The 23,117-nt window shown below is 62.9% G+C and carries 24 protein-coding genes; 4 read left to right on the forward strand and 20 right to left on the reverse strand.

Annotated features, from left to right (window positions below; genetic code table 11):
• Positions 1 to 8: 8 nt before the first annotated feature.
• From rpsM to infA, 3 genes are all read right to left on the reverse strand, one after another.
• Positions 9 to 377, reverse strand: coding sequence for a 30S ribosomal protein S13 (gene rpsM, locus HMPREF0762_RS08255; RefSeq protein WP_006363203.1), 369 nt, complete (start codon positions 375 to 377; stop codon positions 9 to 11).
• 22 nt (positions 378 to 399) lie between these two features.
• Positions 400 to 513, reverse strand: coding sequence for a 50S ribosomal protein L36 (rpmJ, locus tag HMPREF0762_RS08260; protein WP_006363204.1), 114 nt, complete (start codon positions 511 to 513; stop codon positions 400 to 402).
• Between the two features lie 251 nt (positions 514 to 764).
• A complete protein-coding gene (gene infA / locus HMPREF0762_RS08265; protein WP_006363206.1) occupies positions 765 to 983 on the reverse strand; it encodes a translation initiation factor IF-1 in 219 nt (72 codons plus the stop codon).
• Between the two features lie 193 nt (positions 984 to 1,176).
• On the opposite strand from infA, the gene HMPREF0762_RS08270 reads away from it, so the two are divergent.
• Positions 1,177 to 1,620 (forward strand): universal stress protein, encoded by a 444-nt coding sequence (locus HMPREF0762_RS08270; protein WP_006363207.1) that lies wholly within the window; start codon positions 1,177 to 1,179, stop codon positions 1,618 to 1,620.
• Between the two features lie 214 nt (positions 1,621 to 1,834).
• Here HMPREF0762_RS08270 and tsaE read toward each other — a convergent pair whose 3' ends face one another.
• The 12 genes from tsaE to HMPREF0762_RS08330 all read right to left on the reverse strand — a co-directional run bounded on the left by tsaE (position 1,835) and on the right by HMPREF0762_RS08330 (position 13,617).
• Positions 1,835 to 2,302 carry a tRNA (adenosine(37)-N6)-threonylcarbamoyltransferase complex ATPase subunit type 1 TsaE gene (gene tsaE / locus HMPREF0762_RS08275; protein WP_006363208.1) on the reverse strand — a complete coding sequence of 156 codons (468 nt, stop codon included), beginning with the start codon at positions 2,300 to 2,302 and terminating at the stop codon, positions 1,835 to 1,837.
• A 79-nt stretch (positions 2,303 to 2,381) separates the two neighbouring features.
• Positions 2,382 to 3,323 carry a beta/alpha barrel domain-containing protein gene (locus tag HMPREF0762_RS08280; protein WP_174222056.1) on the reverse strand — a complete coding sequence of 314 codons (942 nt, stop codon included), beginning with the start codon at positions 3,321 to 3,323 and terminating at the stop codon, positions 2,382 to 2,384.
• A gap of 122 nt (positions 3,324 to 3,445) precedes the next feature.
• Positions 3,446 to 4,252 carry an NAD(+) synthase gene (gene nadE, locus HMPREF0762_RS08285; protein WP_006363210.1) on the reverse strand — a complete coding sequence of 269 codons (807 nt, stop codon included), beginning with the start codon at positions 4,250 to 4,252 and terminating at the stop codon, positions 3,446 to 3,448.
• A gap of 24 nt (positions 4,253 to 4,276) precedes the next feature.
• Positions 4,277 to 4,930, reverse strand: a complete 654-nt coding sequence (gene hypB / locus HMPREF0762_RS08290) for a hydrogenase nickel incorporation protein HypB (RefSeq protein ID WP_006363211.1) — start codon at positions 4,928 to 4,930, stop codon at positions 4,277 to 4,279.
• A gap of 10 nt (positions 4,931 to 4,940) precedes the next feature.
• Positions 4,941 to 5,297, reverse strand: coding sequence for a hydrogenase maturation nickel metallochaperone HypA/HybF (locus HMPREF0762_RS08295; protein WP_006363212.1), 357 nt, complete (start codon positions 5,295 to 5,297; stop codon positions 4,941 to 4,943).
• 160 nt (positions 5,298 to 5,457) lie between these two features.
• Positions 5,458 to 6,312, reverse strand: coding sequence for a twin-arginine translocase subunit TatC (gene tatC, locus HMPREF0762_RS08300; protein ID WP_006363213.1), 855 nt, complete (start codon positions 6,310 to 6,312; stop codon positions 5,458 to 5,460).
• Complete coding sequence (locus HMPREF0762_RS08305) at positions 6,312 to 6,908, reverse strand: Sec-independent protein translocase subunit TatA/TatB (protein WP_006363214.1); 597 nt, start codon at positions 6,906 to 6,908, stop codon at positions 6,312 to 6,314. Before HMPREF0762_RS08305 ends, tatC begins: the two co-directional genes overlap by 1 nt.
• 180 nt (positions 6,909 to 7,088) lie before the next feature.
• Positions 7,089 to 7,802: a response regulator transcription factor gene (locus HMPREF0762_RS08310; RefSeq protein ID WP_006363216.1), complete on the reverse strand. Its 714-nt coding sequence runs from the start codon at positions 7,800 to 7,802 to the stop codon at positions 7,089 to 7,091.
• On the reverse strand, positions 7,799 to 9,526 hold the full coding sequence (locus HMPREF0762_RS08315; RefSeq protein WP_006363218.1) for an ATP-binding protein: 1,728 nt from the start codon (positions 9,524 to 9,526) through the stop codon (positions 7,799 to 7,801). Before HMPREF0762_RS08315 ends, HMPREF0762_RS08310 begins: the two co-directional genes overlap by 4 nt.
• A gap of 6 nt (positions 9,527 to 9,532) precedes the next feature.
• The gene (locus HMPREF0762_RS08320) at positions 9,533 to 10,228 is read right to left on the reverse strand and encodes a TorD/DmsD family molecular chaperone (RefSeq protein WP_006363221.1); all 696 of its coding nucleotides are present in this window, start codon (positions 10,226 to 10,228) and stop codon (positions 9,533 to 9,535) included.
• Positions 10,229 to 10,326: 98 nt separating this feature from the next.
• A complete protein-coding gene (locus HMPREF0762_RS08325) occupies positions 10,327 to 10,944 on the reverse strand; it encodes a 4Fe-4S dicluster domain-containing protein (protein ID WP_006363223.1) in 618 nt (205 codons plus the stop codon).
• Positions 10,945 to 10,959: 15 nt separating this feature from the next.
• Positions 10,960 to 13,617, reverse strand: a complete 2,658-nt coding sequence (locus HMPREF0762_RS08330; protein WP_040619476.1) for a DMSO/selenate family reductase complex A subunit — start codon at positions 13,615 to 13,617, stop codon at positions 10,960 to 10,962.
• 296 nt (positions 13,618 to 13,913) lie between these two features.
• Between HMPREF0762_RS08330 and HMPREF0762_RS08335 the strand changes: the two genes are divergently transcribed.
• The 3 genes from HMPREF0762_RS08335 to HMPREF0762_RS08345 are packed head-to-tail and all read left to right on the forward strand — an operon-like array spanning position 13,914 to position 17,396.
• Positions 13,914 to 15,398: an efflux RND transporter periplasmic adaptor subunit gene (locus HMPREF0762_RS08335; protein WP_006363227.1), complete on the forward strand. Its 1,485-nt coding sequence runs from the start codon at positions 13,914 to 13,916 to the stop codon at positions 15,396 to 15,398.
• 10 nt (positions 15,399 to 15,408) lie between these two features.
• On the forward strand, positions 15,409 to 16,203 hold the full coding sequence (locus HMPREF0762_RS08340; protein WP_006363228.1) for an ABC transporter ATP-binding protein: 795 nt from the start codon (positions 15,409 to 15,411) through the stop codon (positions 16,201 to 16,203).
• Positions 16,200 to 17,396: an ABC transporter permease gene (locus tag HMPREF0762_RS08345; protein ID WP_006363229.1), complete on the forward strand. Its 1,197-nt coding sequence runs from the start codon at positions 16,200 to 16,202 to the stop codon at positions 17,394 to 17,396. The genes HMPREF0762_RS08340 and HMPREF0762_RS08345 overlap by 4 nt, the downstream gene beginning before the upstream one ends.
• Positions 17,397 to 17,530: 134 nt before the next feature.
• Here the strand turns inward: HMPREF0762_RS08345 and HMPREF0762_RS08350 are convergent, their stop codons facing one another.
• From HMPREF0762_RS08350 to HMPREF0762_RS08370, 5 genes are read right to left on the reverse strand one after another with little or no spacing between them, the layout of a single operon-like run.
• The gene (locus tag HMPREF0762_RS08350) at positions 17,531 to 19,168 is read right to left on the reverse strand and encodes an InlB B-repeat-containing protein (RefSeq protein ID WP_006363231.1); all 1,638 of its coding nucleotides are present in this window, start codon (positions 19,166 to 19,168) and stop codon (positions 17,531 to 17,533) included.
• A gap of 49 nt (positions 19,169 to 19,217) precedes the next feature.
• Positions 19,218 to 20,252, reverse strand: a complete 1,035-nt coding sequence (locus HMPREF0762_RS08355) for a restriction endonuclease (protein ID WP_006363232.1) — start codon at positions 20,250 to 20,252, stop codon at positions 19,218 to 19,220.
• Positions 20,253 to 20,310: 58 nt separating this feature from the next.
• Positions 20,311 to 20,994 (reverse strand): winged helix-turn-helix domain-containing protein, encoded by a 684-nt coding sequence (locus tag HMPREF0762_RS08360; RefSeq protein WP_006363233.1) that lies wholly within the window; start codon positions 20,992 to 20,994, stop codon positions 20,311 to 20,313.
• 12 nt (positions 20,995 to 21,006) lie between these two features.
• Positions 21,007 to 22,341, reverse strand: a complete 1,335-nt coding sequence (locus tag HMPREF0762_RS08365) for a glutamine synthetase family protein (RefSeq protein ID WP_006363234.1) — start codon at positions 22,339 to 22,341, stop codon at positions 21,007 to 21,009.
• Entirely contained in the window at positions 22,338 to 23,117 is a 780-nt protein-coding gene (locus HMPREF0762_RS08370) for a type 1 glutamine amidotransferase (RefSeq protein WP_040619478.1), read from the reverse strand. Before HMPREF0762_RS08370 ends, HMPREF0762_RS08365 begins: the two co-directional genes overlap by 4 nt.

Consider the following 23,117-nt stretch of genomic DNA (forward strand, 5'->3'; position numbering starts at 1 on the left):
CAGACCCCTTATTTCTTCTTGCCGCCGATTTGACGCTTGGGACCCTTGCGGGTGCGGGCGTTGGTGTGCGTGCGCTGGCCGCGAACGGGAAGGCCCTTGCGGTGGCGCAGGCCACGGTAGCAGCCGATCTCCATAAGGCGCTTGACGTTCTGGGAAACCTCGCGATGCAGGTCGCCCTCGATCGTCATGTTCTGATCGATGTACTCGCGGATCTTCTGCAGGTCGTCTTCCGAGATATCCTTGACGCGGATGTCGGGGTTGACGCCGGTAGCTGCGATGATTTTCTTGGCAGAGGTGTCACCGATGCCGTAGATGTAGGTCAAGCCGGTCTCGATACGCTTTTCGCGAGGTAGGTCGACACCAAAAAGACGTGGCATATTGCTTTACCCTTCCTCTTTCTTAGCCCTGGCGCTGCTTATGACGGGGATTCTCGCAGATGACGAGGACCTTGCCATGGCGTCGGATGATTTTGCACTTGTCGCACATCTTCTTGACCGAAGGACGTACCTTCATGTTCGTCTCCTTTGAATGTGCAGCTCCCCGACAGTGACGGGCCACCGGGAAAACCATTCGATACTACGTATACTTCTTTTATCCACCACGCCCAGCCGCAGGCGATGATTTTCAGTGCGTATGCGCCGCTTCGCGCAGCGCGCATTCAACGAAAGGATGCCGAATCGCTCGGATTCCAAGCATGCGAAGAAGGCGACGTTCACACAAAGCACAGACAATCCATGCCTTGCGCGACCTCGTCGCCGCAGACGCTACTTGAAGCGGTAGGTGATTCGACCGCGATTCAGATCGTAGATGGAAAGCTCCACCGTGACCTTGTCGCCAGGAAGGATCTTGATGTAATGCATGCGCATTTTGCCTGAGATATGAGCCAGGATCTTATGCCCGTTCTCAAGCTCGACATTAAACATCGCGTTCGGGAGCGCCTCGAGGACGGTCCCCTCAAGTTCAATGACGTCTTGCTTAGCCAATAATCTTCCTTCGTCTCTTCGTTGATAACGCAGCAGCGGGACATATTATCAAATTTTTCAGGAATTTGCAGGTGATGCGTCACCGACCACGCGTGCGCCACATTTCGACTTCTGGCGCGAGGCGAAAAGGAACGCTCGCGCCGAGTGCTAGAATGGAAATGCACCTGCACGTCGATTTGAGGAGTTGTTCTCCATGCCCAAGCAGTACAAGCGCGTCTTCGCGGCGCTCGACGGAGGAAAGACCCAGAACCATGTCGCCGAACGTGCCATAGAGCTCGCGGCGACCGAAAAGGCCGAGCTGGTCTTCGGACACGTCGTCGATTCCGTCCCTTACGAGGCCGCCGGAACCGATTTCGCCGCTCTTGCCGACGAAATGCGCGTCAAGCTCGAAGAATCCATCGCACCGATGCTCGAAGCCGCGCGCTCCAACCCCGACATCCCCAGCGTCCACGTCATCGTGAAGGCCGGCCGCATCACCGAGACCTTGGCCGAGCAGATCATCGAACCGTACGATCCCGACCTGGTCATCTGCGGGGAACGCGGGCTGTCGAACATCAAGTACGTGTTCGTGGGCAGCGTGTCCACCTACCTGATCCGCAACCTGCGCTGCGATATCCTGGTGGTGAAGGAGAACTAGGATCGGCTCGCCGCACGCCGTCTGAACGCATTCGTGCGCACAATCGCGAAGGGCGTCTCCCTCCTCGATCCGAGGAGGGAGACGCCCTTCGCGCATCATCGGGCCCCCGCACGATGAAAGGCTCCTGGGTGCGGAGGATGGGCGGGATCGGGCGCCGATATCCTGCACCCGATTCTCCCTCGGATCCCTCTCAAGATCCTCCGACGAGCCGCTTCTAGAGCCTTTGCGCAAGGCCTTCGAGGAGCGCTTCTCCTCGAAGGCCGGCGGACGTGATCACTATCTCGCGCACGCCGTCGGACCGGACGCTGAAATCGAGGAGAAGGTGGTCTTCGGGGCACGCTTCGCAGAATTTATCCGCCCATTCCACGACCGAGACGCCGTCGCCTTCGATCGTCGCGAAGTAATCGATGTCATCGAGCTCGCCGGCATCGTCGAGCCGATACAGGTCGAAATGGTACAGCGGGAGCCGCCCGCCCTCGTAGGAGCTCATCAAGGTGAAGGTCGGGCTCGTCGGAACCTCGCGGATGCCGAGCGCCGCCGCAAGCCCCTGGGCGAAGTGCGTCTTGCCCGCCCCGAGGTCGCCTGTGAGCAGCAGGACGTCGCCCTCTTCGAGCGCAGGCGCCAGAAGCGCGGCGAGGCGCTGCGTCTCCTCGACCGACGCGCTTGCGTAGCTGATGCCCATGGAACGGATCCCTCCTCGTGAAAAGGGGCGAGGCGAATCGATCGCCCCGCCCCCTCGGAATCGCATGCGACCGTGCGGCCTACAGGCTGAAGTCCGCTTCGCCGTCGAAGACCTTGACGGCCTCTTCGACGCTGGCATCGGCCAACGTGATGGCGGAGATGGCCTTGGTCAGACGAACGGCTTCGTCCAACGAGCGCTGATGGATGTTGCGACCGGTGGCGTTGCCCACCGCGTTGCCGATGTGGATCTGATCATGCAGCTGGGACAGGAAGACGGGGGCGTCGACCGTGGAGCCGCCCGCGCACACCAGACCGGTGCGGCCCGCGGCGGCGGAGGCGACGGCGAGGTTCTCGGCAGACGTCTTGCCGTCGGATGCGACAGGAGGATTGACCTTCACGAAGTCGGCGCCCAGGCACAGCGCGACGCCTGCGGCGCCCGCGATGGTCTCGGGAGCCTTCTCGCGGTCGCCGACGGCCTTGCCGCGAGGATAGATCCAAAGCACGACGATCAGACCTTGGGCATGCGCCTCGGCGATGAGCTGGCCGGCTTCGGAGAGCATGGTGGATTCGTATTCGCTGCCGAGATACAGCGTGTAACCGAGGCCGACGATGTTGACGCCCGCCTCGCGCATGGCCAGCACGGCTTCCAGGTCATGCAGCTGGCCGCTGTACGGATCGTCCTGGGAGGTCTTGACCAGATTGGTCTTGGAATTCATCTTGACCAGGTAGTTGACATCGGGATAGTCGGCCGCATAGCGGGCGATGAGACCGCGCTGGCCGGCCATGACGCCGCAGACGCCCTGGTCGGCGATCTTGAAGAGGTGCTCGGGGTCGAGGTCGGCGATGTCGATGCCTTCGCCGTAGAAATCGCCGTTCATGTGCTCGACCTTCTGGTCGCAGGCGAACAGCATCAAGCGGCCCGTGCCGCGGGTGGCGGCCATGTAGTTGTCGATGTAGGCCTCGCGGGCGTCCACGAGAACGTCGACGGGCACCTTGACCTGATCACGAGTGATCTTGGGCATCATTTCCTCCTCATAGTCTTTGGCGCGGGCGGTTGCTCGCGCCGATGCGGCGGCAGCGCGGAAGGCTGCGGGCTCCAGTATAGATGATGCGCCGGCGGCTTCAATCGGCAGCGGCGCGCAGCTTAATACGGAATACGCGGGCAGGGCGGCTCCATCTCGCGCTTGAACGCGTTGGCTTTCACGCGTGCGAGCATGCGGTCGACCTCGGTCGGAACGAAACCGAGCTCGACGAGCCCCTCGCGGTCGACACCGTGCTCGATATGCTCGATCAGCATGGCATCGAGCGTCTCGTACGCGCCGAGGGCATCCTCGTCGCGCTGATCGGGCGCAAGCTCTGCGCTCGGAGGTTTGATGAGCACGTTTTCGGGGATGGGCGCGGCGAGCCCGGAAGCTTCCGCCTGTTCGTTCACGAAGCGCGACGCCGCGAACACATCGGTCTTGTACAAACCCCCGATCGGAGCGAAGGCGCCGACCGTGTCGCCGTACAGCGTGGAGTATCCCATCATGGCCTCGGATCGGTTGCCCGTGTTGACGACCAGCCAGCCTGTCATGTTGGAGATGGCCATAAGAATGATCATGCGGCATCTGGCCTGGGTGTTTTCAGCCGCGACGCCTCCGAATCCGCCCATGTGCTCGGACAGGATGCGCCCGAACGCCTGGAACGGCTCGTTGATGGATATCTGCTGCGTCTCGATGCCGAGCGCGCGCGCGAGCTCCTGGGCGTCGATGAGCGAATGGCTCGTGGAATACGGGCCGGGCATCAGAACGCCGTGCACGTGCTCGCTGCCGAAGACGTCGCAGCAGAGGCAGGCGACCAGGCTCGAATCGATGCCGCCCGAAAGCCCGATGACGACATCGGTCGCGGACGTCTCTTCGGCGAAGTCGCGCAGCGCGTCGACGCAGACGCGGTGCTTTTCGGCGATATCCATAGATGGCTTCCTCCTGATATCGGCTTACTGAACGGCTCGGATGCGCGCGCGCAGCCAATCGGCCCAAGCGTCGACCCCATCGCCTTTCGTCGCGGCGATCGGAAAGATGGGCGCCTCGGGATTGAGCTGGCGCACCGCGTCGGAGAAGGCGTCTGCGTCGAAGTCGAAGACGCCGAGGGTATCGACCTTGTTGAGCACGATGGCCTCGGCCGCCTGGAACACGCCCGGGTACTTGAGGGGCTTGTCATCGCCTTCGGGCACCGACAGGATCATGACCTTGCTGCCCTCGCCCAAATCGAAGTCGGTCGGGCATACCAGGTTGCCGACGTTCTCGACGATGATGAGGTCGAGGCTTTCGAGGTCGAGCACGTCGACCGCACGCCGGACCATATCGCTTTCCAGGTGGCAGGCGCCCCCGGTGTTGATCTGCACGGCCGGGATGCCCTGGGCGCTGATCTTCGCCGCATCCACGTTGCTCGCGATATCGCCTTCGATGACCGCGATATTGAATTCGTCGCGCAGGGCCTCGATGGTGGCGAGGATCGTGGAGGTCTTCCCGGAACCGGGGCTGGCCAGCAAATCGACGACGAAGACATGGTGCTCGGCGAACAAGGCGCGGTTGGCGTCGGCGAGCCGATCGTTCTTGTCGAGGATGGGCTGCTTGAGATCGATCTTCATGACATGCTCCTTACTCGGGATCGGGAATGTCGACTTCGATGGATTCGATGCGCATCTCCCGGCCTTCGATCAACCGGCCTATGCCCCCGCATTCGGGACACAGCATATGGAAGCGATCGTGCACGTAGACGTTGCCGCATTCGGCGCACCGGCTCTTCGGCTCGATCATGTTCACGACCAGCTCGGCCCCCTTGAAGAACGGCTCCTGCTCGGTGAGGACCTCGAAGGCGAAATGGAGCGCATCTTCGATGGCCTCGGTCATGACGCCGACGGAAAGCGTGACCTTGAGCACGCGGGTGGCGCCGGATTCGCGGGCTGCCTGAGACACGCTGTCCACGACGCCGGTCATGATGCCTAGTTCGTGCATGGCCTTCCTTTCGATGCGGAAGAAGGGCGACCAAAGCGCCCTCCTCCCATAGTAATCCGTCGTATGCGATTATGTTACGGCTCGCATGTTTTTTCACAACCGACCATGCGATCGGCACGATGAGGCGAGCGTTTCCGTCGACCGACGGCCGGACGGCGCGTCAGTCCTCGTCGTCCCCTAAACGTTCGCGAATCTTCCGCTTCTGGATCTCCCATTGCTCGGCCCAGTCGCGCTGCTCCTCCGCTTCGCGCGCGAGCTCTTCCTTCTGCTCCTTCACGCGGCTGCCGAGCACCAGGCGGGCGACCAGCAGGCTGAGCTCGTAGAGCACGAGCAGCGCCGCGAACATCAGGAGCATCGTGACCGGCGAGGCGTCGAGCGTGACCATGGCGGCGATCACCATGAGGGTGATATAGACGGTGCGCCAGGACTCGCGAAGCTTCGCATAGGGAATGACCTCGAAGACGACCAGGTAGAACACGATCAGCGGCAGCTCGAACGCGAAACCGAACGCGATTTCGAAGTTGATGATGACATCGACCCACGACCGAGCGTCGGGAAAGATGGACGCATACCCGCCTGCCTGGTCGGTCAGCCACTCGACCGCAGGATTCAGGATGAAGCCGTAGCAGAAGACGGTGCCCAGGACGAAAAGGGCCACGCCCACCGCGAACGTGGGGATGAACCACTTGCGCTCGCTCGGCTTCAGGGCCGGAAGGAAGAACGCCAGGACCTGCCAGATGATGATCGGCATGCAGGCCATGATGGACACCCAGATGGAGACCTTGAAGCGGATGGAGAACGATCCGAACACGTCGAGGACGTTCAGCGCGACGGAGCCGTCGGGATTCTGCGGCATGAAATCCTTGATGGGTTCGAACATGAACTGGATGATCGTCGGCGTGGCGAGGTAGAACACGCACATGGCGACGAAGAGCACCGCGACGATGCGGACGAGGCGCATGCGCAGCTCGCCCAGGTGCTCGAAGAGCGGCATGCGCGCCGGACCGATAGGCATTACGCATCCTTCCTCTCGCTCGAGGCTTCGGCGGCTTCGGCAGGCTCATCCGCCGCGGCAGGGGCGGCGGGTTCGGGCTTGGGCGCCGCGGTCCCGAAGATCTCGTCGGCAAGCGCATTCTCCGCGGAACGCGCGGCGGCGACCTCTTCGGCGGCTGCCTCGTTCGCGGCCTTGCGGGCGGCCATGATGTCCTTATGCATGTCGGGAGCGGCTTTGGCGACCGTGGTGCCGGCGGCGGCAGCGGCGGCGTTCGCCTCGTCGCGCACCTCTTTCGCGGCGGCGTTCGCGGCATCGCGCTTCTTCTTCTCGGCACGTTCGCGGTCGTACTTGGCCTTGCGGGCGGAGAAGGATTCCTTCTTCTCGACCTTGGCCTTGCTCGTCTTATCCATGTCTTTCAGGGGATTCTTGATGGGATCGGCCGCCGCAGGGTCGAAGACCTCTTCCTTGACGACCTTGTTCATCTCCTGCTGGGCGTCTCGGAACTTGGCGATGCCTTGGCCGACGACCTTCGCGATCTGGGGCAGCTTATCGGGCCCGAAGATCAAGAAGCCGAAGAGGAGGATGAGAAAAAGCTCGGTTCCGCTTAGTCCAAACACATTGACCTCTCAGGATCGTGGCGATTAACCGCACGATTCTAGCATAGGCCGCCTGCGACGAACCACCGCTGCCAGGGAAAGCACACAGGGGGATGCATGCCCCTCCGCCGCACGCCGTGCCGTCGGGAAGCCGCGCGCGGCGCATGCGCCGTTGTCGCAAGGCTGACGCAGGGCCGCACGTCAGGCCCCGGGTTCCAAGCGATCGGCAAGCTTGTATCCCACCCGCCACACCGTCAGCACGTAGCGCGGCTTGGACGGGTCGTCTTCGATCTTCTCCCGGATCTTGCGCACGAGCACCGTGACGGTGTTCGGATCCGCGGCCTCGCGATGCTCCCAGAGCGCATCTATGATCTGCTCGCGCGTGAAGACCGTCCCGGCCTCGGACGCAAGGAGCGCGAGGAGCTCGAACTCCCTCGAAGACAGAGCGACGGCCTCGCCGCGCAGGCGCGCTTCGTACTTTTTGAAGAACACCTCGAGGTCGCCCACGCGAAACGACCCCTTCGCCCGCGCGTCCGTCGCAGCGGCGGCGCGGGCGCGACGATTGAGCCATACCTTCACGCGCAGCACAAGCTCCTCGGTCAAGAACGGCTTGACGAGATAGTCGTCCGCGCCGCTGTTGAAACCGACGCTCTTGTCGACGATGTCGCCTTTGGCGGATAGGAAGACCACGGGCACGCGGCGGCCCTCGCTGCGGATGAGCCTGCAGACGTCGAAACCGTTCATGTCCGGAAGCATGACGTCAAGGACGAGCACGTCGGGCCGTTCGCGGCGCAGCATCTCGAGACCTGCCGCGCCGTTGTCGGAGCAGCAGTAGTCCCATCCCTCGCGCGCGGCTATCTGGCCGACGAGCTCGCGCAGGCTTTCATCGTCGTCGATAAGCATGATCTTGCTCATGATCCTCCCCCTTCCGACGACTCCGACCCGGTGCGCGCCACGGTGACGACGGGAACGCGCACGACGAATTCCGATCCCTCGCCCGGCCGGCTCGTGAGGGACACGTCGCCGCCGAGGATGCCCGCGAGGTCCTTCACGAGGGAAAGCCCTAGGCCGCTTCCCCCGAAACGCCGCGCCGTGGACATGTTCTCCTGGGTGAATCGCTCGAATATCAATTCGTGCTTATCGGCCGGAATGCCGATGCCGGTATCCCTGACCTCGATGCGCACGAACCCTTCCTCGGCATCGCGCGCGACCGCGACCGCAACCGAGCCTCCTTCTCCCGTGAACTTTATCGCATTGTTCACGAGATTGCTGAGTATCCGGCGCAGCTTCTCCCAGTCGCTCATGACGAGCGGAACCTCGGAAGAGACGTCGCTCGTCAGCGCGATCCCCTTCTTCGAGGCGAGAGGCGCGAGCGATTGGACGACCATGCCGACGAGGTCGGAGACGTCGATAAGCTCGATGCTCACCTCGTCGCGCCCCGATTGGATGCGCGCGGTCTCGAGCACGTTGTCCACCATCTCGAGCAGGATCTGGCCGTTCTTCTCGATCTCGTCGAGCTGGCGGCGCGATTCCCCTCCATCGCGCGGAACATGCGTATCGAGCAGATCCGCGAAGGCTATGATCGAAGTCAGAGGCGTGCGCAGCTCGTGGCTCACGATGGCGAGGAAGTCGGTCTTGTACTGGTTGTCCCGCTTCAGGCGCTCGTTGACGCGTTCCACGTGCGCACGCTGCTCCTGAAGCTGCTCCATGGCCGTCCGAAGCTGGTCGGTGCGCTCTCCCACCTGGCTTTCGAGGTTTCCGTACAGCACCGATAGGGCCGACGACATCGAATCGAAGTGCGCGAAGAGCGTATCCATCTCGCGGGAATCGAAGACGCCGATCGGGGCTGCGGCCGTGTGCGCCCGGGACGGATCGGCATCCACGGCGCGCAGGCTCGCGCCAAGGCTTTCGAGAGGACGCACCACCATCCAGCTCAGCGCGAAGTACACGGCAATACCGAGGATGAGCATGATGAGCAGGAAGAACATCACGTTGTTCCAGACCGAGGCCATCATGTTGTCGAAGTACAGGTCCGTCGGCACGATGATGCTCATGGCTCCGCCGACATCGCCGATCTTCCATCCTTCCTTCGGATGGCCGGTCGGATCGATCTCGCCGGCAGGCTCGCCATGGCATTCGGCGCAGTCCTTGGTCACGCGCATCTCGGAAACGTAGCGAAACACGTTCCGGCCTTCGTATTCGGTGAATCCGTAGTATTCGTCGTCCCGCGGGTCGGCCTCGAACTGCCTGAGGGCCGCCTCCTCGAATTCGTCGGGCTCGGCGTTCGAATTGCGGGGATCGAGCTTGGTGAAACGGATCACGGTATCGGAATGCTGGGAGAACAGTGCGGCGACGGACTTGCCCGCAAGGGCGCAGTGAAGCCCTTTGTAATCGTACGCGCCGGTCGAATCATGGTTGATGGTGTATTGGTTGGCGGAGACGAACGACCAGGTCGCATCCATCTCGGTCGTCAGCATGCGGGCCTGCTCGACGATCTCGGATTCCGTCATCGCAAGCTTCTCGTGATAGGTCCAGGCCGTGAAGGCGGCGAGGATCAGCACGAGAATGGCCGCAAGGAGACCGACCACCTTCACCTTGAGCGAAAGGCGCGAGACCCGACGCGCGAGGACATCGAGCATGGGCGCCTACTCGTTCCGGCGCGAAGGGTCGAAGGGGGCGGCAGAGGCGCGGGCGCCGATGAGGGCGGCCACGGAATCGACGGTCGCGGATGTCAGGCGCGCGAATGCCCGGTAATACGGCGTATGGGCGCTCGCGGCCATCGCATCGAGAAACGCATGGACGAACACGAGGACATGGTCGGAGAAGAACGTGCGCAAGTCATCGACGATGTCTTCACGTTCCTTGCCCATCGATGCCGCGGAGCGCGAAAGGAGGTCGGACACGAAGGCGAGCTCGAGGCCGAGGTGATCGTCGGGAACGGAGGATTCCATGGAGACTTCGACGCCGTACGAGCGATACATCGCGCGAACCTCGTGCATGAAAGGCCCGCAGAGCGTGCGGTCTTCGGTCCGCCATGCGGATTCGTACGGAGAGGCGCCGCTGACCGCGACCATGTAGAAGAGATGGGTATAGTCGCGCCTCAGATCGTGGAAGAGCGCATCGAACGCATCCGCGTCCCCGTCCCCCCGTGCAAGCTCGTCGACGATGACGCGCGCGTCGTCGGGCGAGACGCTGACGAACGGTTCGTGCAGAAACGCATCGCGGCCTTCCACGAAAAGCTTCAGGACGTCTTCGTCGACGTTTCTCAGCAGCGCCCCGGCGCACACGTCGCATAGAACGGCCGCCGCCCTCAGCGCGTCGGCTCTGATCGGTTCGCTCATGGCGCATCCCTCCTTTTTCAGTCCATCATGATGCAGGCGGGCCCCGGACGCAAGATGCGGCCGAGGCCCGCCATGAAGCAGAAGCGCATCGATGCAGGCTATGCCGTCGGATGCTCCAGCTCGAGCGGATTCACGATCTCGCCCCCGCGCGAAGCGTCGCGATGCGGGGAGAAGACCACGTTGGGGCCCGTCGAATCGTCCAAAGTGCCGAGCGTGTCCACGTCGCCATGCGCGGCGCGCAGATCGTCGATGGGGCCGAATTCGATGGCGCGCACCGGGCAGGCGCTCGCGCAGGCAGGATCGGGGCGGCCGTCTTCGGTGCGGTCCGTGCAGAAGACGCACTTATGCGACAGGCCGTCGGAAAGCTTGACGGGATGGTTGTACGGACATACCTGCTCGCAGGTCATGCAGCCTATGCAGATCTCCTTGTCGTTGTTGACGATGCCCGTTTCCTCGTCTTTGGCCATGGCGCCGGTCGGACAGTTCTTCACGCACTGCGGATCCGCGCACTGCCCGCAGGTCATGGATACGTAGTATCCGAACGCCGCCCCCACGTACGCTCCCTGTCCGTCGGCCTGCCACTCGCCGCCGCCGAATTCCCAGACCTTGCGGAATTTCTCGGGCACGGTCAGGTCGTTGCGGTCGAAGCAGGCGACCATGCAGGCCTTGCAGCCTATGCAGATGTCGGTATTGACGTAAAAGCCCATCTGAGTCATTGAAGAAGCACCCCCTTATGCCTTCTCGATCTTGCAGAGATTCGTATGGACGCCGTTTCCCTTGGAGATCGGCGTCGGACGTTGGCTCGTCAGCACCGAGATGCAGCCGCCGCGATCGACGACGCTCGGATCGCCGAGGGTCTTCGGATCGCGCGACGCAGGATCGTACCAGGCGCCTTGCGGCAGAGAGACGACCCCGGGCATGATGCGCGCAGTCACCTTCGCCGGCACCTCGACCGTGCCGCGCTCGGTGGAGACGCGGACCGTATCGCCGTTCGCGATGCCGAGCTTCTTCGCGTCGCCCGCATTGATCCAGAGCTGCTGAGGATGAACCGACTCGAGCCATGCGACGTTCCCGTAGCTCGAATGCGTGCGGGACTTCGTATGGTGGCCGATAAGCTGGAAGGGGTAGTCCTTCATCGCCGCATCGTCGCCGTACGCCTCCTTGGCGACGTACCAGACGGGCAGCCCGGTTATCTGGTCGTATCCGTCATCGGGGATCACGCCGCCGCAGGTCAGATCCCACTGCTTCGACAGATTGTACGCCTGCTTGCTGAAGACCTCGTATTTGCCGGAGGGCGTCTTGATGGCCTCGGGCTTGGCGATCGCGGGCGTATGCTCGTCGGTCTGCTTCCACAGGCCCTTCTCCTTGAATTCCTCGAAGGTGGCGCCGATATCGTCGCCGGCCTCCTTGCCCTGTTCCCAGAGCCATTCGACCCAGTCTTCCTGGGTTCGTCCCTCGGTGAAGTCCTCCTCGACGCCGAGCTCGGCAGCGACGAGGCGGCAGACTTCGTAGATAGGCTTGCATTCGAACATCGGGTCGATGGCGGGACTTTCGCAGCAGGCGAATCCGGTCCAGGCGGTGCCGCCCTTGATGATGTCGGTCTCTTCGTAGGACGTGGTTGCCGGCAGGATGTAATCGGAGATCATGGCCGTGGGCGTCAGATAGATGTCGTGCGTCACGACGCAGCGCAGGCCGGAATCCTTCTCGTCGGGAAGATTGAAGATGCGCAGGCAGTCGTTGACGTCGGCATGCTGGTTGAGCATGACGTTGCTCGCGTAGTTCCAGATGAACTTGATCGGAGCCTTGAGCTTGATGTCGCCCGGCTTGCGCGCATAGGTCGTGGCGCCGGTCGCATCGATCGTGCGCACGCCCCAGGTGCGGTCGTCCATGACCGTGTAGTCCTCGATCGCCTGGTACCAGTCGAAGAACGAGATGCAGGTCTCGACCGAGTTCCTGTCGGCGAAGTTCGGCAGATTCGCGGGAATCTTGTACGGCACGCCGCCCGTGCCCTCGCGCGCGCCGGTGCCGCCGCCGGAAATGCCCACGTTGCCGGTCAGCGTCGCGATCATCGCGACGGAGCGCGTGACGTTGCCGCCGTTGGCATGGCGCTGAGGGCCCCAGCCCTGGATGGTCGCCGTCGGGCCGTCCATGTACAGATCGGCGAGCCAGCGGATGGTGTCGGCGGGAACGCCGCAGATGGCGGACGCCCATTCAGGCGTCTTCTCGCCGGTGCCCCTGTAGGCGCCGGCGCCCATGAGATAGGCCTCGTAGGACATGTCTTCGTCGATGGAAAGGGCGCCGTCGGCGTCGAAGCCCATGAACGCGTTGCTCGTCGGCTCGCCCTGCTTCACATCGTCGATGAACGTATCCGAGTAGAACCCGATGAACTTCTCGCGAATGAACGACTCGTCGAGCCTGCCCTCCGTATGGAGATAGTGCAGCATGCCGGCGACCAGGGCGGGATCGGTGCCGGGACGGACGGGCACCCACTGCGTTCCGACGCCGATGGCGGTATCGGACAGATGCGGGTCGATGACGACGATGTTCGCGTCGGGATTGTTCTCCTTGACCCACGTGATGAGCCAGACCATGGCAGAGCCCGACATGCGGGTGTTCGCGGGATTGTTGCCCCACAGCACGATGTTCTTGGAATTCACGAGGTCGGTGACTTCGTTGTTCGACCAGGCGTCGCCGTTGAACAGCGGGAGCTCCCAGGTTATCTGGCCGGTCGAGTAGTCGCAGTAATGCCTGAGGTAGCCGCCCCAGCAATTCATCATGCGCGCAAGCGCGGTGACGTCGGGAGCCCAGGACTTGGAGACGGTGCCGCCGAGCTGGCCCGTGCCGTACTGGATGTAGAAGGCGTCGTTGCCGTACTCCTCCTTGACGCCCTTCATGATCTCGGCGATTTCGGAAATGGCCTGATCCCAGGATATCTCCTCGTACTTGCCTTCTCCGCGCTTGGTGCCCTTCACGCGTTTGAGCGGCTTTTGGATGCGCGTCTCGTTATAGATGCGCTGGCGGTTCGAACGGCCGCGCAGGCAGGAGCGCATCTGATAGATGCCGCCCGGCTTGAAATCGTCGGACCCGTCCACGTCGGTCGAGACGCGCACGACCGTTCCGTCCTTCACGTACAGCTTGAGCGGGCAACGGCTGCCGCAGTTCACATGGCAGCCTCCCCAGACGACCGAATCGTAGGCGAACGGCTCGGTCGAAAGCGACTGGTTCGACATGCCGTTCTCGTCGAGTTCGAGTGCGGAAGACGAAGCCGTGTCATCTTTCTTGGCGCATCCCGCCAAGACGGCGCCCGCTCCGAATACCCCGGCCGCCGTCACGAACGACCGCCGAGACATGCCGGATCCGCACGCACGCGTGTCCGCGCTGCTTCGCATAGCAATCCCCCCTTATTCAGATATGCATTCCCCCAATGCGCATCAGGATACGGGGTTTTCGCAGGAACAGCCATAGAGCAGAACTTCTCGATTCATTGCATGTTTCTTATCGAACCCTTGCATCGCAGGTCCGAGATGCCGTGCCGGTACCGAAAGGAAACCGTAACCAATCGTTTACCAATGTTAAGGTCCGACGTAAAGGGACCATGCGACACTATGCGAATATCGCATGCGTCGTACGCAGGACTTCGCATTGCAGGGATGCGCGATCGCGCCGTACGGAGAAGGAGAAGCGAATGCCTCGAATTGGAAAGAAAGGCGCCGAATCGGATGCAGGGTCCGCAGGCGCCGACACGAAAGGGATGCTCCCCGTGCGTCCGGCCGATGCCGGAACGACCGCGGCGTTCGACCTCGGCGGCGACGACGGCATCCCGACGAGCGCGCTTGAGATGATCGAGAGACGCAAGAAGACCAAGCGCCGCAAAAGGATCATCACCGCTGGGATCGTCGTAGGCGTGCTCGTCATCGTCATCGCAGGCATCGTCACGCTCGCGCGCATGGGCGCCGCGGCGGCGGGAGCTGCGGCCTACGAAGACGCCCAGGTGACGCGCACCGACTTCGAATCCACCGTCTCGGCGTCCGGCGCTATTCAGCCTATTTCGTCCGTCCAGGTCACACCTGAGGTCGACGGCATCATCTCCAATGTGTCCGTGTCGGTCGGCGACGAGGTCGAAGAGGGCGACACGCTCTTCACCCTGAAGAACGACGACCTCGACAAGGGCGTCGACGACGCCGAGCAGCAGGTGAAGACCGCGAAGAACGGGGTCAGATCGGCCCAGATCGCGCTCGACAAGGCCAACGACGCCTACGCCGATGCCACGAAGACGACGACCATCGATGTTCCCGCCTCCGTCGATATGGACGGCGACGGCCTCGACGACGAGACCCACGAACCTGCGCACGACGCCTATACGAAAACGACCGAGCCCGATCAATCGGCCGTCGACGCGGCGGCGCAAGGCGTGAGCGAAGCGAAGATCGGGGTGGACAACGCCAACATCTCGCTTGCGACCGCGCAGACCGCTCTGTCGCAGGCCCAGAAGAAAGCCGATAAACGCACGGTCACCGCCCAGAAGGGCGGAACCGTCATCGACGTGAAGGCGCAGGAGGGCGCGGCCTTCGGCGCTGCGCAGGGAGGATCGGCGGCGAGCGCCCAGGGCTCCCTCGTCACCATCGCCGACCTTTCCCAGATGCGTGTGACCGTGCAGGTCAACGAAGTGGATGTGAACAAGCTTTCCGTCGGCCAGACCGGCAAGGTCACGTTCTCCGCGCTTCCCGACGTCACGCTCGACGCGACCATCGACCGCATCGCGACGACCGCGACCAGCGCGTCGCCCTCCCCGTCCTCGGGCGAAGGCGCGTCAGGCGGCACGGGCGTCGTCACCTATGCCGTCGAACTGGTCATATCCGATCCGGACGCAAACGTTAAGCCCGGCATGACCGCCAACGTCAAGATCGTCACCGAACGTTACGAGAACGTCCTGACCGTTCCCGCCGCCGCGCTCGTCGAGAAAGACGACGGCACGACGGCCGTCACCGTGCCATCGGTCGATGGCGGCGATGAAGGCCCCGCTCAGGCGACCGAAGAGCGCATCGTGACCGTCAAGGCCAAAGACGCATCGACGGCGGTCGTCGAAGGGGACCTGAAGGACGGGGATACGATCCTCATCCCCGTCTCCACGGGCGCCGACGCCGCGGCGGGCGCAGCCGCAACCGCTTAGGGGCACGCCCATGTCAGCATTCAGTCAAACCGCACCCGTCGCCCGATCGGGCGACGGACCGCGAAACGGCCGAGAGCAGATCGTCCTCGACGTGCGCAATGTCCATCGCGTCTATGAGATGAAGGCGGGGTTCACGCATGCGCTCAAAGGCGTGTCCCTGACCGTGAGCAAGGGCGAGTTCCTCTGCATCATGGGCCCGTCGGGCTCGGGCAAGTCGACGCTCATGAACACGCTCGGCTGCCTCGACCGCCCTACCTCGGGCAGCTACTTCCTCGAGGGGCTCGATGTCTCCAAGCTCGACGACGACGGCCTGGCCGAGATCAGATCCACCCGTCTCGGCTTCGTGTTCCAGTCGTTCAACCTGCTGCCGCGCGCCACCGTGCTGCGCAACGTGATGCTTCCGCTCATCTATTCCGACTGCCCCGTCTCCGAGCGGACGCTTCGCGCCGTGAAGGCCCTCAACGCCGTGTCGCTTCCGGAAGAGTACTTCGATCATAAGTCGAACGAGCTTTCGGGCGGGCAGATGCAGCGCGTCGCCATCGCGCGCGCCCTCGTCAACAACCCGGCGCTCGTGCTCGCCGACGAGCCGACCGGCAACCTCGACTCGGCGACGGGGCTCATGGTTCTCAAGACCTTCAGGCGCTTGAGCGATGCCGGCAAGACCGTCGTGCTCATCACCCATGACGCCGAGGTCTGCGAATGGGCCGACCGCGTCGTGCACATTCGCGACGGGAAGCTGCTGACCGACGAAGAGGAGCGCGCGGTCGTCGCCGCGAGCCATACCGATGGAAGGGGGCTGACATGAAACTTCGAGATCTTCTGCTGGAGACCTGGTCGGCCCTCACAGCCAACAAGGGCCGCAGCATGCTCACGATACTCGGCATCGTCATCGGCATCGCGGCGGTCATCACCATGACCGCGCTCATCGGCGGCATCAAGCAGTCGCTCGTCAGCGAGCTGGGCCTCAACCAATCCCGCGCCGTGATGATCTATGCGAATGCCGGACGCACCGTCACGGTCGACGAGCTTGACAAGATCTCCCAAGGCATCGGGAAATACGAGTACCTTTCCGGAGCGCAGGGATCTTCTGCCCAGCTGACCTCGGGCAAGAAGCAGACCAGCACCACCGTTCTCGGCGTCGGGAAAGGCTTCGTCACCGCGAACGGCGGCAAAATCGTCAGCGGGCGCGACTTCACCGATGAGGAATACGCCTCGGGAGCCATGGTCGCCCTGATCGAGAAGAACACGGCGAGCAAGATCTTCGGCGCCGACACGAATCCCGTCGGCAAGGCCATGAGCATCGGAAACGACCAGTATACGGTCGTCGGCGTCGTCGAGATGTCGGGGCTTTTGGGCGGTTCGTCGGGAGCGTGGGTTCCCTTCAACACCAGCGCCACCCGTCTCACGGGCAACAACGGCGTGGACTCCATCGTCGGATACGCCAAAGAGGGCGAAGACATGGGCACGGTTCAGCAGGAGACCAAGAAATACCTGCAATCCTATTTCAATCTGCCTCCCGATCGGGCTCAGGAAGAGATCTACGTCGAGACCATGGAATCCGTCCAGAACCAGCTCGATTCGATGCTCATGGCGTTTCAGATCATGATGACCATGGTCGCGAGCATATCGCTGCTCGTCGGCGGCATCGGCATCATGAACATGATGCTCACCAACGTGACCGAACGTATCCGCGAGATCGGCCTGCGCAAGGCCCTGGGCGCCCGAAGCGCCGACATCACGAAGCAGTTCCTCATGGAATCGGTCGCGCTCTGCCTGTCGGGCGGCATCATAGGAACCGTGTTCGGATATCTCGGCGCATGGGGTCTGGCGCAGGGCGCGGGACTGTTCCTGCCCGGCATGACCGTCACGCCGGCGTTCTCCGTCGCCACGGTCGTCATCGTCGTGGCCATCTGCACCATCATCGGCATCGTCTTCGGCTACGGGCCGGCACGGCGCGCCGCCAAGCTCGACCCGGTCGAAAGCCTGCATTACCAGTAAGGGTCCATGCAGCGCCGCCCTGCAAGGCGAGCCGGCAAAACAGACATGGACACGCAGGGGGCGCGGCCCGAAACCCCGGCCGCGCCCCCCTTGCATCTCCATCTCTGCATGCGATTCGCGCGAACGATACGCGCCTAGCTCATGCGCCGCCGCAGCAAGGCCCCTACGAGCAGAGCACCGGCCGCAACCCCTGCGGTAAGGAGCGCAAGGGGAAACACGGAATCGCCGGTTTGCGGCAAGATGCCGCTCGACTTCGCCTTGGTCGTGGACGCAAGTGCCTTCGGAGACGCCGGTTTCGGCGCCGGCATCGGTTTCTTGTCGTAGACGGCATAGACCGTCATATCGCCGTTGACCACGGTCGAGCCGTCGAACGCATCGCCCGTGCCGTCCTGCGCGGTGTTCCATCCTTTGAAGACGTATCCGTCCTTGGAGGGATTCGCGGGCATGGATTCGTCCGTCAGGGCGTCGCCGTCGATCGTCTTGCCTCGCTCGGCCTTGACGGAGGCGTAGGTGTCGCCATCGTTCACGAAGGTCACGGTGCAAGGCTGAGAGGCATCGACCCTGAAGCTGTAGGTCATGAGATTGGGTTTGTCGGCCGGAGCGGCCGCGTCGCGGCCGGCATCGTTCTGCTTCGCGGCGAAGAGCATGGGGATGCGGGCATACCAATGCTTGTTATCGTATTGCGCGGACGTATCCTTGTTGATGATCGCATCGTTGCTCGAGGAGCTCACGACCTCGTGCGCACCGTATGCGTAGGCGACCACCGTGCTGTCCTGGTCGCGCGCCACCTGGTCGGTCACCTTGAGACCGTCGATGCTCAAGGTCGCGGACTGCACGTTCTGAATGCGCGCATACAGATCCTTCAAGGGCTCGTATTCCCCGTGAGGCTTGAGGCGCGCCTTCACCACGAGCCTCTTGCCGCCCCTCTCTTGCGTGGCGCTCAAATCGAAACCGTCTACGCCCGTAAGCTTGTAGGCGGTCGAGTCGGTGGCTTCGAGGCCTTCGGGCAGATCGAGCACGAAAGCGAACGCGCCGTCCGAACTCGCAAGGCCGTTTTCGGGCAAGTCGTTGAGCATCGTGTAGTATGCCGGGAACTCCGAGTTGATGACCGCCAACAGAGCGGTGTTGCGCACCCGTTTGAACATATCGAGATCGAGCTTGAGGTCGAGATTCACGGTATCGCCCACCTCATGCTTCACGACAGCGGTGCTTGATTCTCCACGTTCCTGGATATCGCCGCGGATGTTGTAGTCCGTCGAATCGACGGTCAGCACGTCCGTTTTGTAGTCGAAGCCATAGGGATTCCACTGCTTGCCGCCTTGCCAGTGGTTGAGCGCAGGATCGGCCGGCTCCTTATGGGGAAGGTCCATCGAATAGAGCGCCCAGTACTGCGCGATGGATTCTTTGAGATCATCTTCTGCCGCTTTGTCCGCAATGATGCCCGCATCGGGGAAACCGGGCATGTAGTACTCATGCGCGACGTCGTCCGACCACTTGAGCCTGCTGTTCTGGAAGTAATCGACAAGGTAGGCGGGCATGACGCGATGCAGGCCGGACTCATCGGTATACCAGCAGAGCTCTGCCCAGTAGTTGCCGTCGACCTGAGCCTTGTACTCATCGGGAATGGGCTCTTCGGCCTGTGCCGGCGCGGCGGCGATCGGCGAGAGCGCAAGCACGAACGCGACGGCGGCGCTTGCGAGCGCGCATGCGCCCAGCCATGAGCCATGCAAGGCGCACGCGGCATGTGCCTTATGCCCTGAACGTTGTTGCATGATGCCCCTTTCTTCGTTTCTGAAATGTTTCGTATTCTCTCGTAAACATTCAGAAAAGGCAACGATGAGGGTCTGCCGCGCCGTCCGACATGCCCATGCGGACATCAGGCGGAAGCTGCGCGACGAAGTCGCCATGATCGAGGCGTCCGAGCTCGATCATCGAAGGCATGCGATCGCGAGGACCCGCCGACATGCCCGCCTCGTCCAGAAAGACGACGAGCGCGCCTCCGTCCATGAGGACGACGCCCGCCTTTTCCGCATATTCCCGCGCATTCTTGGAGAAGCGGCCGGTCGTGACGAAATACATCAGGTCGGCGCGTTCCGATTCGTTCGCGCCCACGAGCTTCTGAATGGCCGGCCGCCCGACGGACGACCGCTCCGGGTCGTAGCATTTGCACTCGACGATGCCCGTCTGGCCTGCACGGCCTATCCGCGCATCGAAGCCTCCGTCGTTCGTGCGCGCCGTGGTTTTCGCCTGCCATCCGTGCGCACGGAACGCTTCCGCCACCAGACGCTCGAAGCGATGCGGTTCATCGACGAAGCGATCGTGCACGGCCTGCGCGCTGAGGCGGATGTGCGAATCCTCCCACGCGTCGCGCCCGCGCATCGCCTTATCGATCTCCAACCGGTGCTGCGCAACCTCGTGCCCATCGGCGCGCAGCGCCCAGGCGACGGCATAGACGTCCTCCGCGCCGCGAACATCCGGCGTCTTCTCGCTCGAGATGCGCCAGTCGTCGATATCGACGAAACTCGGTGCAGAGACGAGCCGATTGCCCGCATACCGCCGATCGCGGGCACCATCCTTGTTCGCCTGTTCCCAATACGGGACATGAAGCGTCATCTTGCCTGGGCGGACGAGCATGCCCGGACGGACGTCGATCTTGCAGGGTTCGAGAAGACGGGCATCAAGATGATACAGCGCGGCAAACCGCGCCATGAGAGCCTTCTGCCTGCGCAAATACGCACGACGGCGAAGTCTGGCCATGACGAAGGCAGCACCCGCGATGATAAGAACGACGCCCGCAATGATAAGAATGCCCGCAAGCATGACTGGAATAAACGCGATGAAAGAATCCACCCGCATAGCTCTTTCTGAAATCCGATGCGTCCGACGACCCGAGGGGAAGCCGGTCGCATCGCCGCTAGTTCGACCAGAGGTATCCGGCGCCGCGGACGGTTTCGATGCGCTGCGCCACCTCAGGGCCGAGCTTCGCGCGCAGACGTCTGACATGCACGTCCACCGTGCGCGACCCGCCGTAGTAATCGAAGCCCCAGACCTGGCTCAGCAACACCTCGCGCGAATAGATGCGATCCGGATGCGTAACCAGGAACGACAGCAGCTCGTATTCCATGTACGTGAGATCGATCGGATCGTCGCCCACCTTCACCTGATAGGTGGCGAGATTGATGCTCATAGGGCCGATCTGCAGGAAATCGGCGTCCGACGTGGCTTCGCCCGGCCACAGCAATCTGCGGCACCGGAGCTTCAGCTCTTCGTCCGACGCCCCTTCGCACGCGAAATCGAAGGGCATGCGCACGGGAAACGAGGTATCGGGCAATGCCGTGCCGTTCACGAGAGCGAGCAACGCCGACCGCCCTGCCCCATCCCGCAACGATTCCTCGAGCGCGGCGAAATCGACCGGCGTCGACGTGGCGTCGACCACGAACAGGTCGATTCCCGATCCGAGGCCCCGATGCGCGGCAAGCGCGTCGGAAAGCGGGACTTTCAACACGCTGACCTCGGCATCCATATGAGCGAACAGATCGCGGACGCGCGACGGCGCAAGCGCTTCGCCGCATGAGACGGCTATCGTCTTCCTATGCATGCGTCCGCCTCCTCACAGCTTCGACAGATACCGGTCGATTTCCCATCGCGACACCTGGCTTCGGTATTCCTCCCATTCGGCGCGCTTGGTGGCAACCAGGTAATCATGCACGTAATCGCCGAGGATGTCACGCATGAGGTCGGACGCCTCGAATGCATCGACGGCACGGGAAAGGTCGGTCGGCAGAGGATCGATGCCGAGCGCGGCACGCTGCGCAGGCGTCATCGAGAACAGATCGCTTTCGACGGGTGCCGGCAGCGGAAGCTCTTCTTCGATGCCTTTGAGCCCCGCACCGAACGTGACGGCCAGCGTCAGATACGGGTTGGCGGCGGAATCGGCGTTGCGCAGCTGGATGCGTGCGGAGATTTCCTTGCTCGGCTTGAAGCGCGGGATGCGCACGATGGTGGAACGGTTGCGATTGCCCCAGGAAATATGCGTCGGTGCGTCGAATCCCGTGACGAGCCGCTTATACGAATTCACGTACTGATTCGTGACCAGCATGAATTCGGGAGCGTACTTCAGAATGCCCGCGATGTAGCGCTTCGCGAGCGTGGAAAGCCCGTAGCCGTCGGGGTCGTTCGCATCGTAGAAGGCGTTGCCGTCTTCGGTCAGAAGCGACTCGTGCACGAACATCGCGCTGCCCGAGACGCCGGTCAAGGGCTTGGGCATGAACGAGGCGTGCACGCCATGGGCGCTTGCGATCTCCTTCACCACCAGACGCGCGGTCATGACCGCGTCGGCCGCGGAAAGCGCATCGGAGAAGCCGAGATCGATCTCGTGCTGCGACGGCGCGTCCTCATGCAAGGACGCCTGGACGGGAACGCCCATCTGCTCAAGCGTCAGAATGGTTTCCCGACGCAGGTCGGAAGCGTTGTCAAGCGGCGTCAGATCGAAATAGCCGCCGCAATCGATGGGCTCGGGAGCGGCCGCATCTTTGAAATAGAAGTACTCGAGCTCGGTGCCCGCATTCAGGATCAGGCCCTTCTCGGCGCCGCGCTTGAGCACGTTCATGAGGATATGGCGCGAATCGCCGATCGAAGGGACGCCCTCCGGCGTGCGGATATCGCAGAACATCCTGGCCACGCCCTTGTCTTGAGGACGCCACGGAAGCACTTGGAATGTAGACGGGTCAGGAAAGACGAGCATGTCGGACTTCTGGTCTTCGCGCTTGACGCCGTCGATCGCCGATCCGTCGAACCCGATGCCTTCGACCAGGGCCTCTTCCACAGCCGAAGGCGTGATGGCGAAGCTTTTCAGATTGCCGAGCAGATCGGTGAACCACAGTCGGATGAAGCGGATGTCCCGCTCTTCGATCTGCTTGTTGACGTAGCGTATGGTGTCGATCATGCGTCGGTCCTTTCAACGATGCCGAGACGGCGCGCCATCACGCGGTTCGCTTCGAGTTCGACCGCGTCGTCGAGCGAGGCGAGTTCGACCGCGTCGCCGCGCCGCTCGAACGCCTGCTTCAATAGATAGTCTGCCACCTGCGGATTCTTAGGCAGAAGCGGGCCGTGCAGATAGGTTCCGATCAGATTTCCCTGGTGAACGCCCTCGAAGCCGTCTTCGCCGTTGTTGCCGAACGCAGAACCGAGAACGCGGCCGAGCGGACGTGCGCCCGAACCCAGCGCGGTGCGTCCGCCATGGTTCTCGAACCCGATGATGGGCATCGGGCAGATGTCGCTCTGAATAGCCGCGTTGCCGATCAGGCGTCCCTCGCCGCGCACCGTTTCCATATCGACGATGCCCAGGCCCTCGACGGCGGTATCGCCCATGACATAGCTATGGCCGAGGAACTGGTATCCTCCGCACACGGCGAGCAGGACGCCTCCGTCGGCCACATAGGATGCCAGCTCGCGACGCGCTTTGACGATCGCATCCTTCACGATCAGCTGCTCGCGGTCGGCGCCCCCGCCGAAGAAGACGATGTCGGCCTGGGCGAAATCGGGCATCTGCCCGGCATCGACGTCGCGCATCGTGACCTGCCGCACGAGAACGGGAAGCCCCCGCCATGCAAGGCGCCGCTCAAGCGCGATGACGTTGCCGCCGTCGCCGTACAGGTTCAGAAGCTCGGGAAACATATGCAGGATGACGAGCGGCCCGGCCGCACGCGGTGAAGGCGCCAT

The sequence above is a fragment of the Slackia exigua ATCC 700122 genome (assembly GCF_000162875.1).
GTDB lineage: Bacteria > Actinomycetota > Coriobacteriia > Coriobacteriales > Eggerthellaceae > Slackia > Slackia exigua.

Bases quoted from the DNA above. Each gene is read 5' to 3' on its own strand.
- rpsM (WP_006363203.1), bottom strand. From the start codon at position 377: ATGCCACGTCTTTTTGGTGTCGACCTACCTCGCGAAAAGCGTATCGAG.
- rpmJ (WP_006363204.1), bottom strand. From the start codon at position 513: ATGAAGGTACGTCCTTCGGTCAAGAAGATGTGCGACAAGTGCAAAATC.
- HMPREF0762_RS08270 (WP_006363207.1), top strand. From the start codon at position 1,177: ATGCCCAAGCAGTACAAGCGCGTCTTCGCGGCGCTCGACGGAGGAAAG.
- tsaE (WP_006363208.1), bottom strand. From the start codon at position 2,302: ATGGGCATCAGCTACGCAAGCGCGTCGGTCGAGGAGACGCAGCGCCTC.
- HMPREF0762_RS08280 (WP_174222056.1), bottom strand. From the start codon at position 3,323: ATGCCCAAGATCACTCGTGATCAGGTCAAGGTGCCCGTCGACGTTCTC.
- nadE (WP_006363210.1), bottom strand. From the start codon at position 4,252: ATGGATATCGCCGAAAAGCACCGCGTCTGCGTCGACGCGCTGCGCGAC.
- hypB (WP_006363211.1), bottom strand. From the start codon at position 4,930: ATGAAGATCGATCTCAAGCAGCCCATCCTCGACAAGAACGATCGGCTC.
- HMPREF0762_RS08295 (WP_006363212.1), bottom strand. From the start codon at position 5,297: ATGCACGAACTAGGCATCATGACCGGCGTCGTGGACAGCGTGTCTCAG.
- tatC (WP_006363213.1), bottom strand. From the start codon at position 6,312: ATGCCTATCGGTCCGGCGCGCATGCCGCTCTTCGAGCACCTGGGCGAG.
- HMPREF0762_RS08310 (WP_006363216.1), bottom strand. From the start codon at position 7,802: ATGAGCAAGATCATGCTTATCGACGACGATGAAAGCCTGCGCGAGCTC.
- HMPREF0762_RS08315 (WP_006363218.1), bottom strand. From the start codon at position 9,526: ATGCTCGATGTCCTCGCGCGTCGGGTCTCGCGCCTTTCGCTCAAGGTG.
- HMPREF0762_RS08320 (WP_006363221.1), bottom strand. From the start codon at position 10,228: ATGAGCGAACCGATCAGAGCCGACGCGCTGAGGGCGGCGGCCGTTCTA.
- HMPREF0762_RS08325 (WP_006363223.1), bottom strand. From the start codon at position 10,944: ATGACTCAGATGGGCTTTTACGTCAATACCGACATCTGCATAGGCTGC.
- HMPREF0762_RS08330 (WP_040619476.1), bottom strand. From the start codon at position 13,617: ATGCGAAGCAGCGCGGACACGCGTGCGTGCGGATCCGGCATGTCTCGG.
- HMPREF0762_RS08335 (WP_006363227.1), top strand. From the start codon at position 13,914: ATGCCTCGAATTGGAAAGAAAGGCGCCGAATCGGATGCAGGGTCCGCA.
- HMPREF0762_RS08340 (WP_006363228.1), top strand. From the start codon at position 15,409: ATGTCAGCATTCAGTCAAACCGCACCCGTCGCCCGATCGGGCGACGGA.
- HMPREF0762_RS08345 (WP_006363229.1), top strand. From the start codon at position 16,200: ATGAAACTTCGAGATCTTCTGCTGGAGACCTGGTCGGCCCTCACAGCC.
- HMPREF0762_RS08350 (WP_006363231.1), bottom strand. From the start codon at position 19,168: ATGCAACAACGTTCAGGGCATAAGGCACATGCCGCGTGCGCCTTGCAT.
- HMPREF0762_RS08355 (WP_006363232.1), bottom strand. From the start codon at position 20,252: ATGCGGGTGGATTCTTTCATCGCGTTTATTCCAGTCATGCTTGCGGGC.
- HMPREF0762_RS08360 (WP_006363233.1), bottom strand. From the start codon at position 20,994: ATGCATAGGAAGACGATAGCCGTCTCATGCGGCGAAGCGCTTGCGCCG.
- HMPREF0762_RS08365 (WP_006363234.1), bottom strand. From the start codon at position 22,341: ATGATCGACACCATACGCTACGTCAACAAGCAGATCGAAGAGCGGGAC.
- HMPREF0762_RS08370 (WP_040619478.1), bottom strand. From the start codon at position 23,117: ATGGCGCCTTCACCGCGTGCGGCCGGGCCGCTCGTCATCCTGCATATG.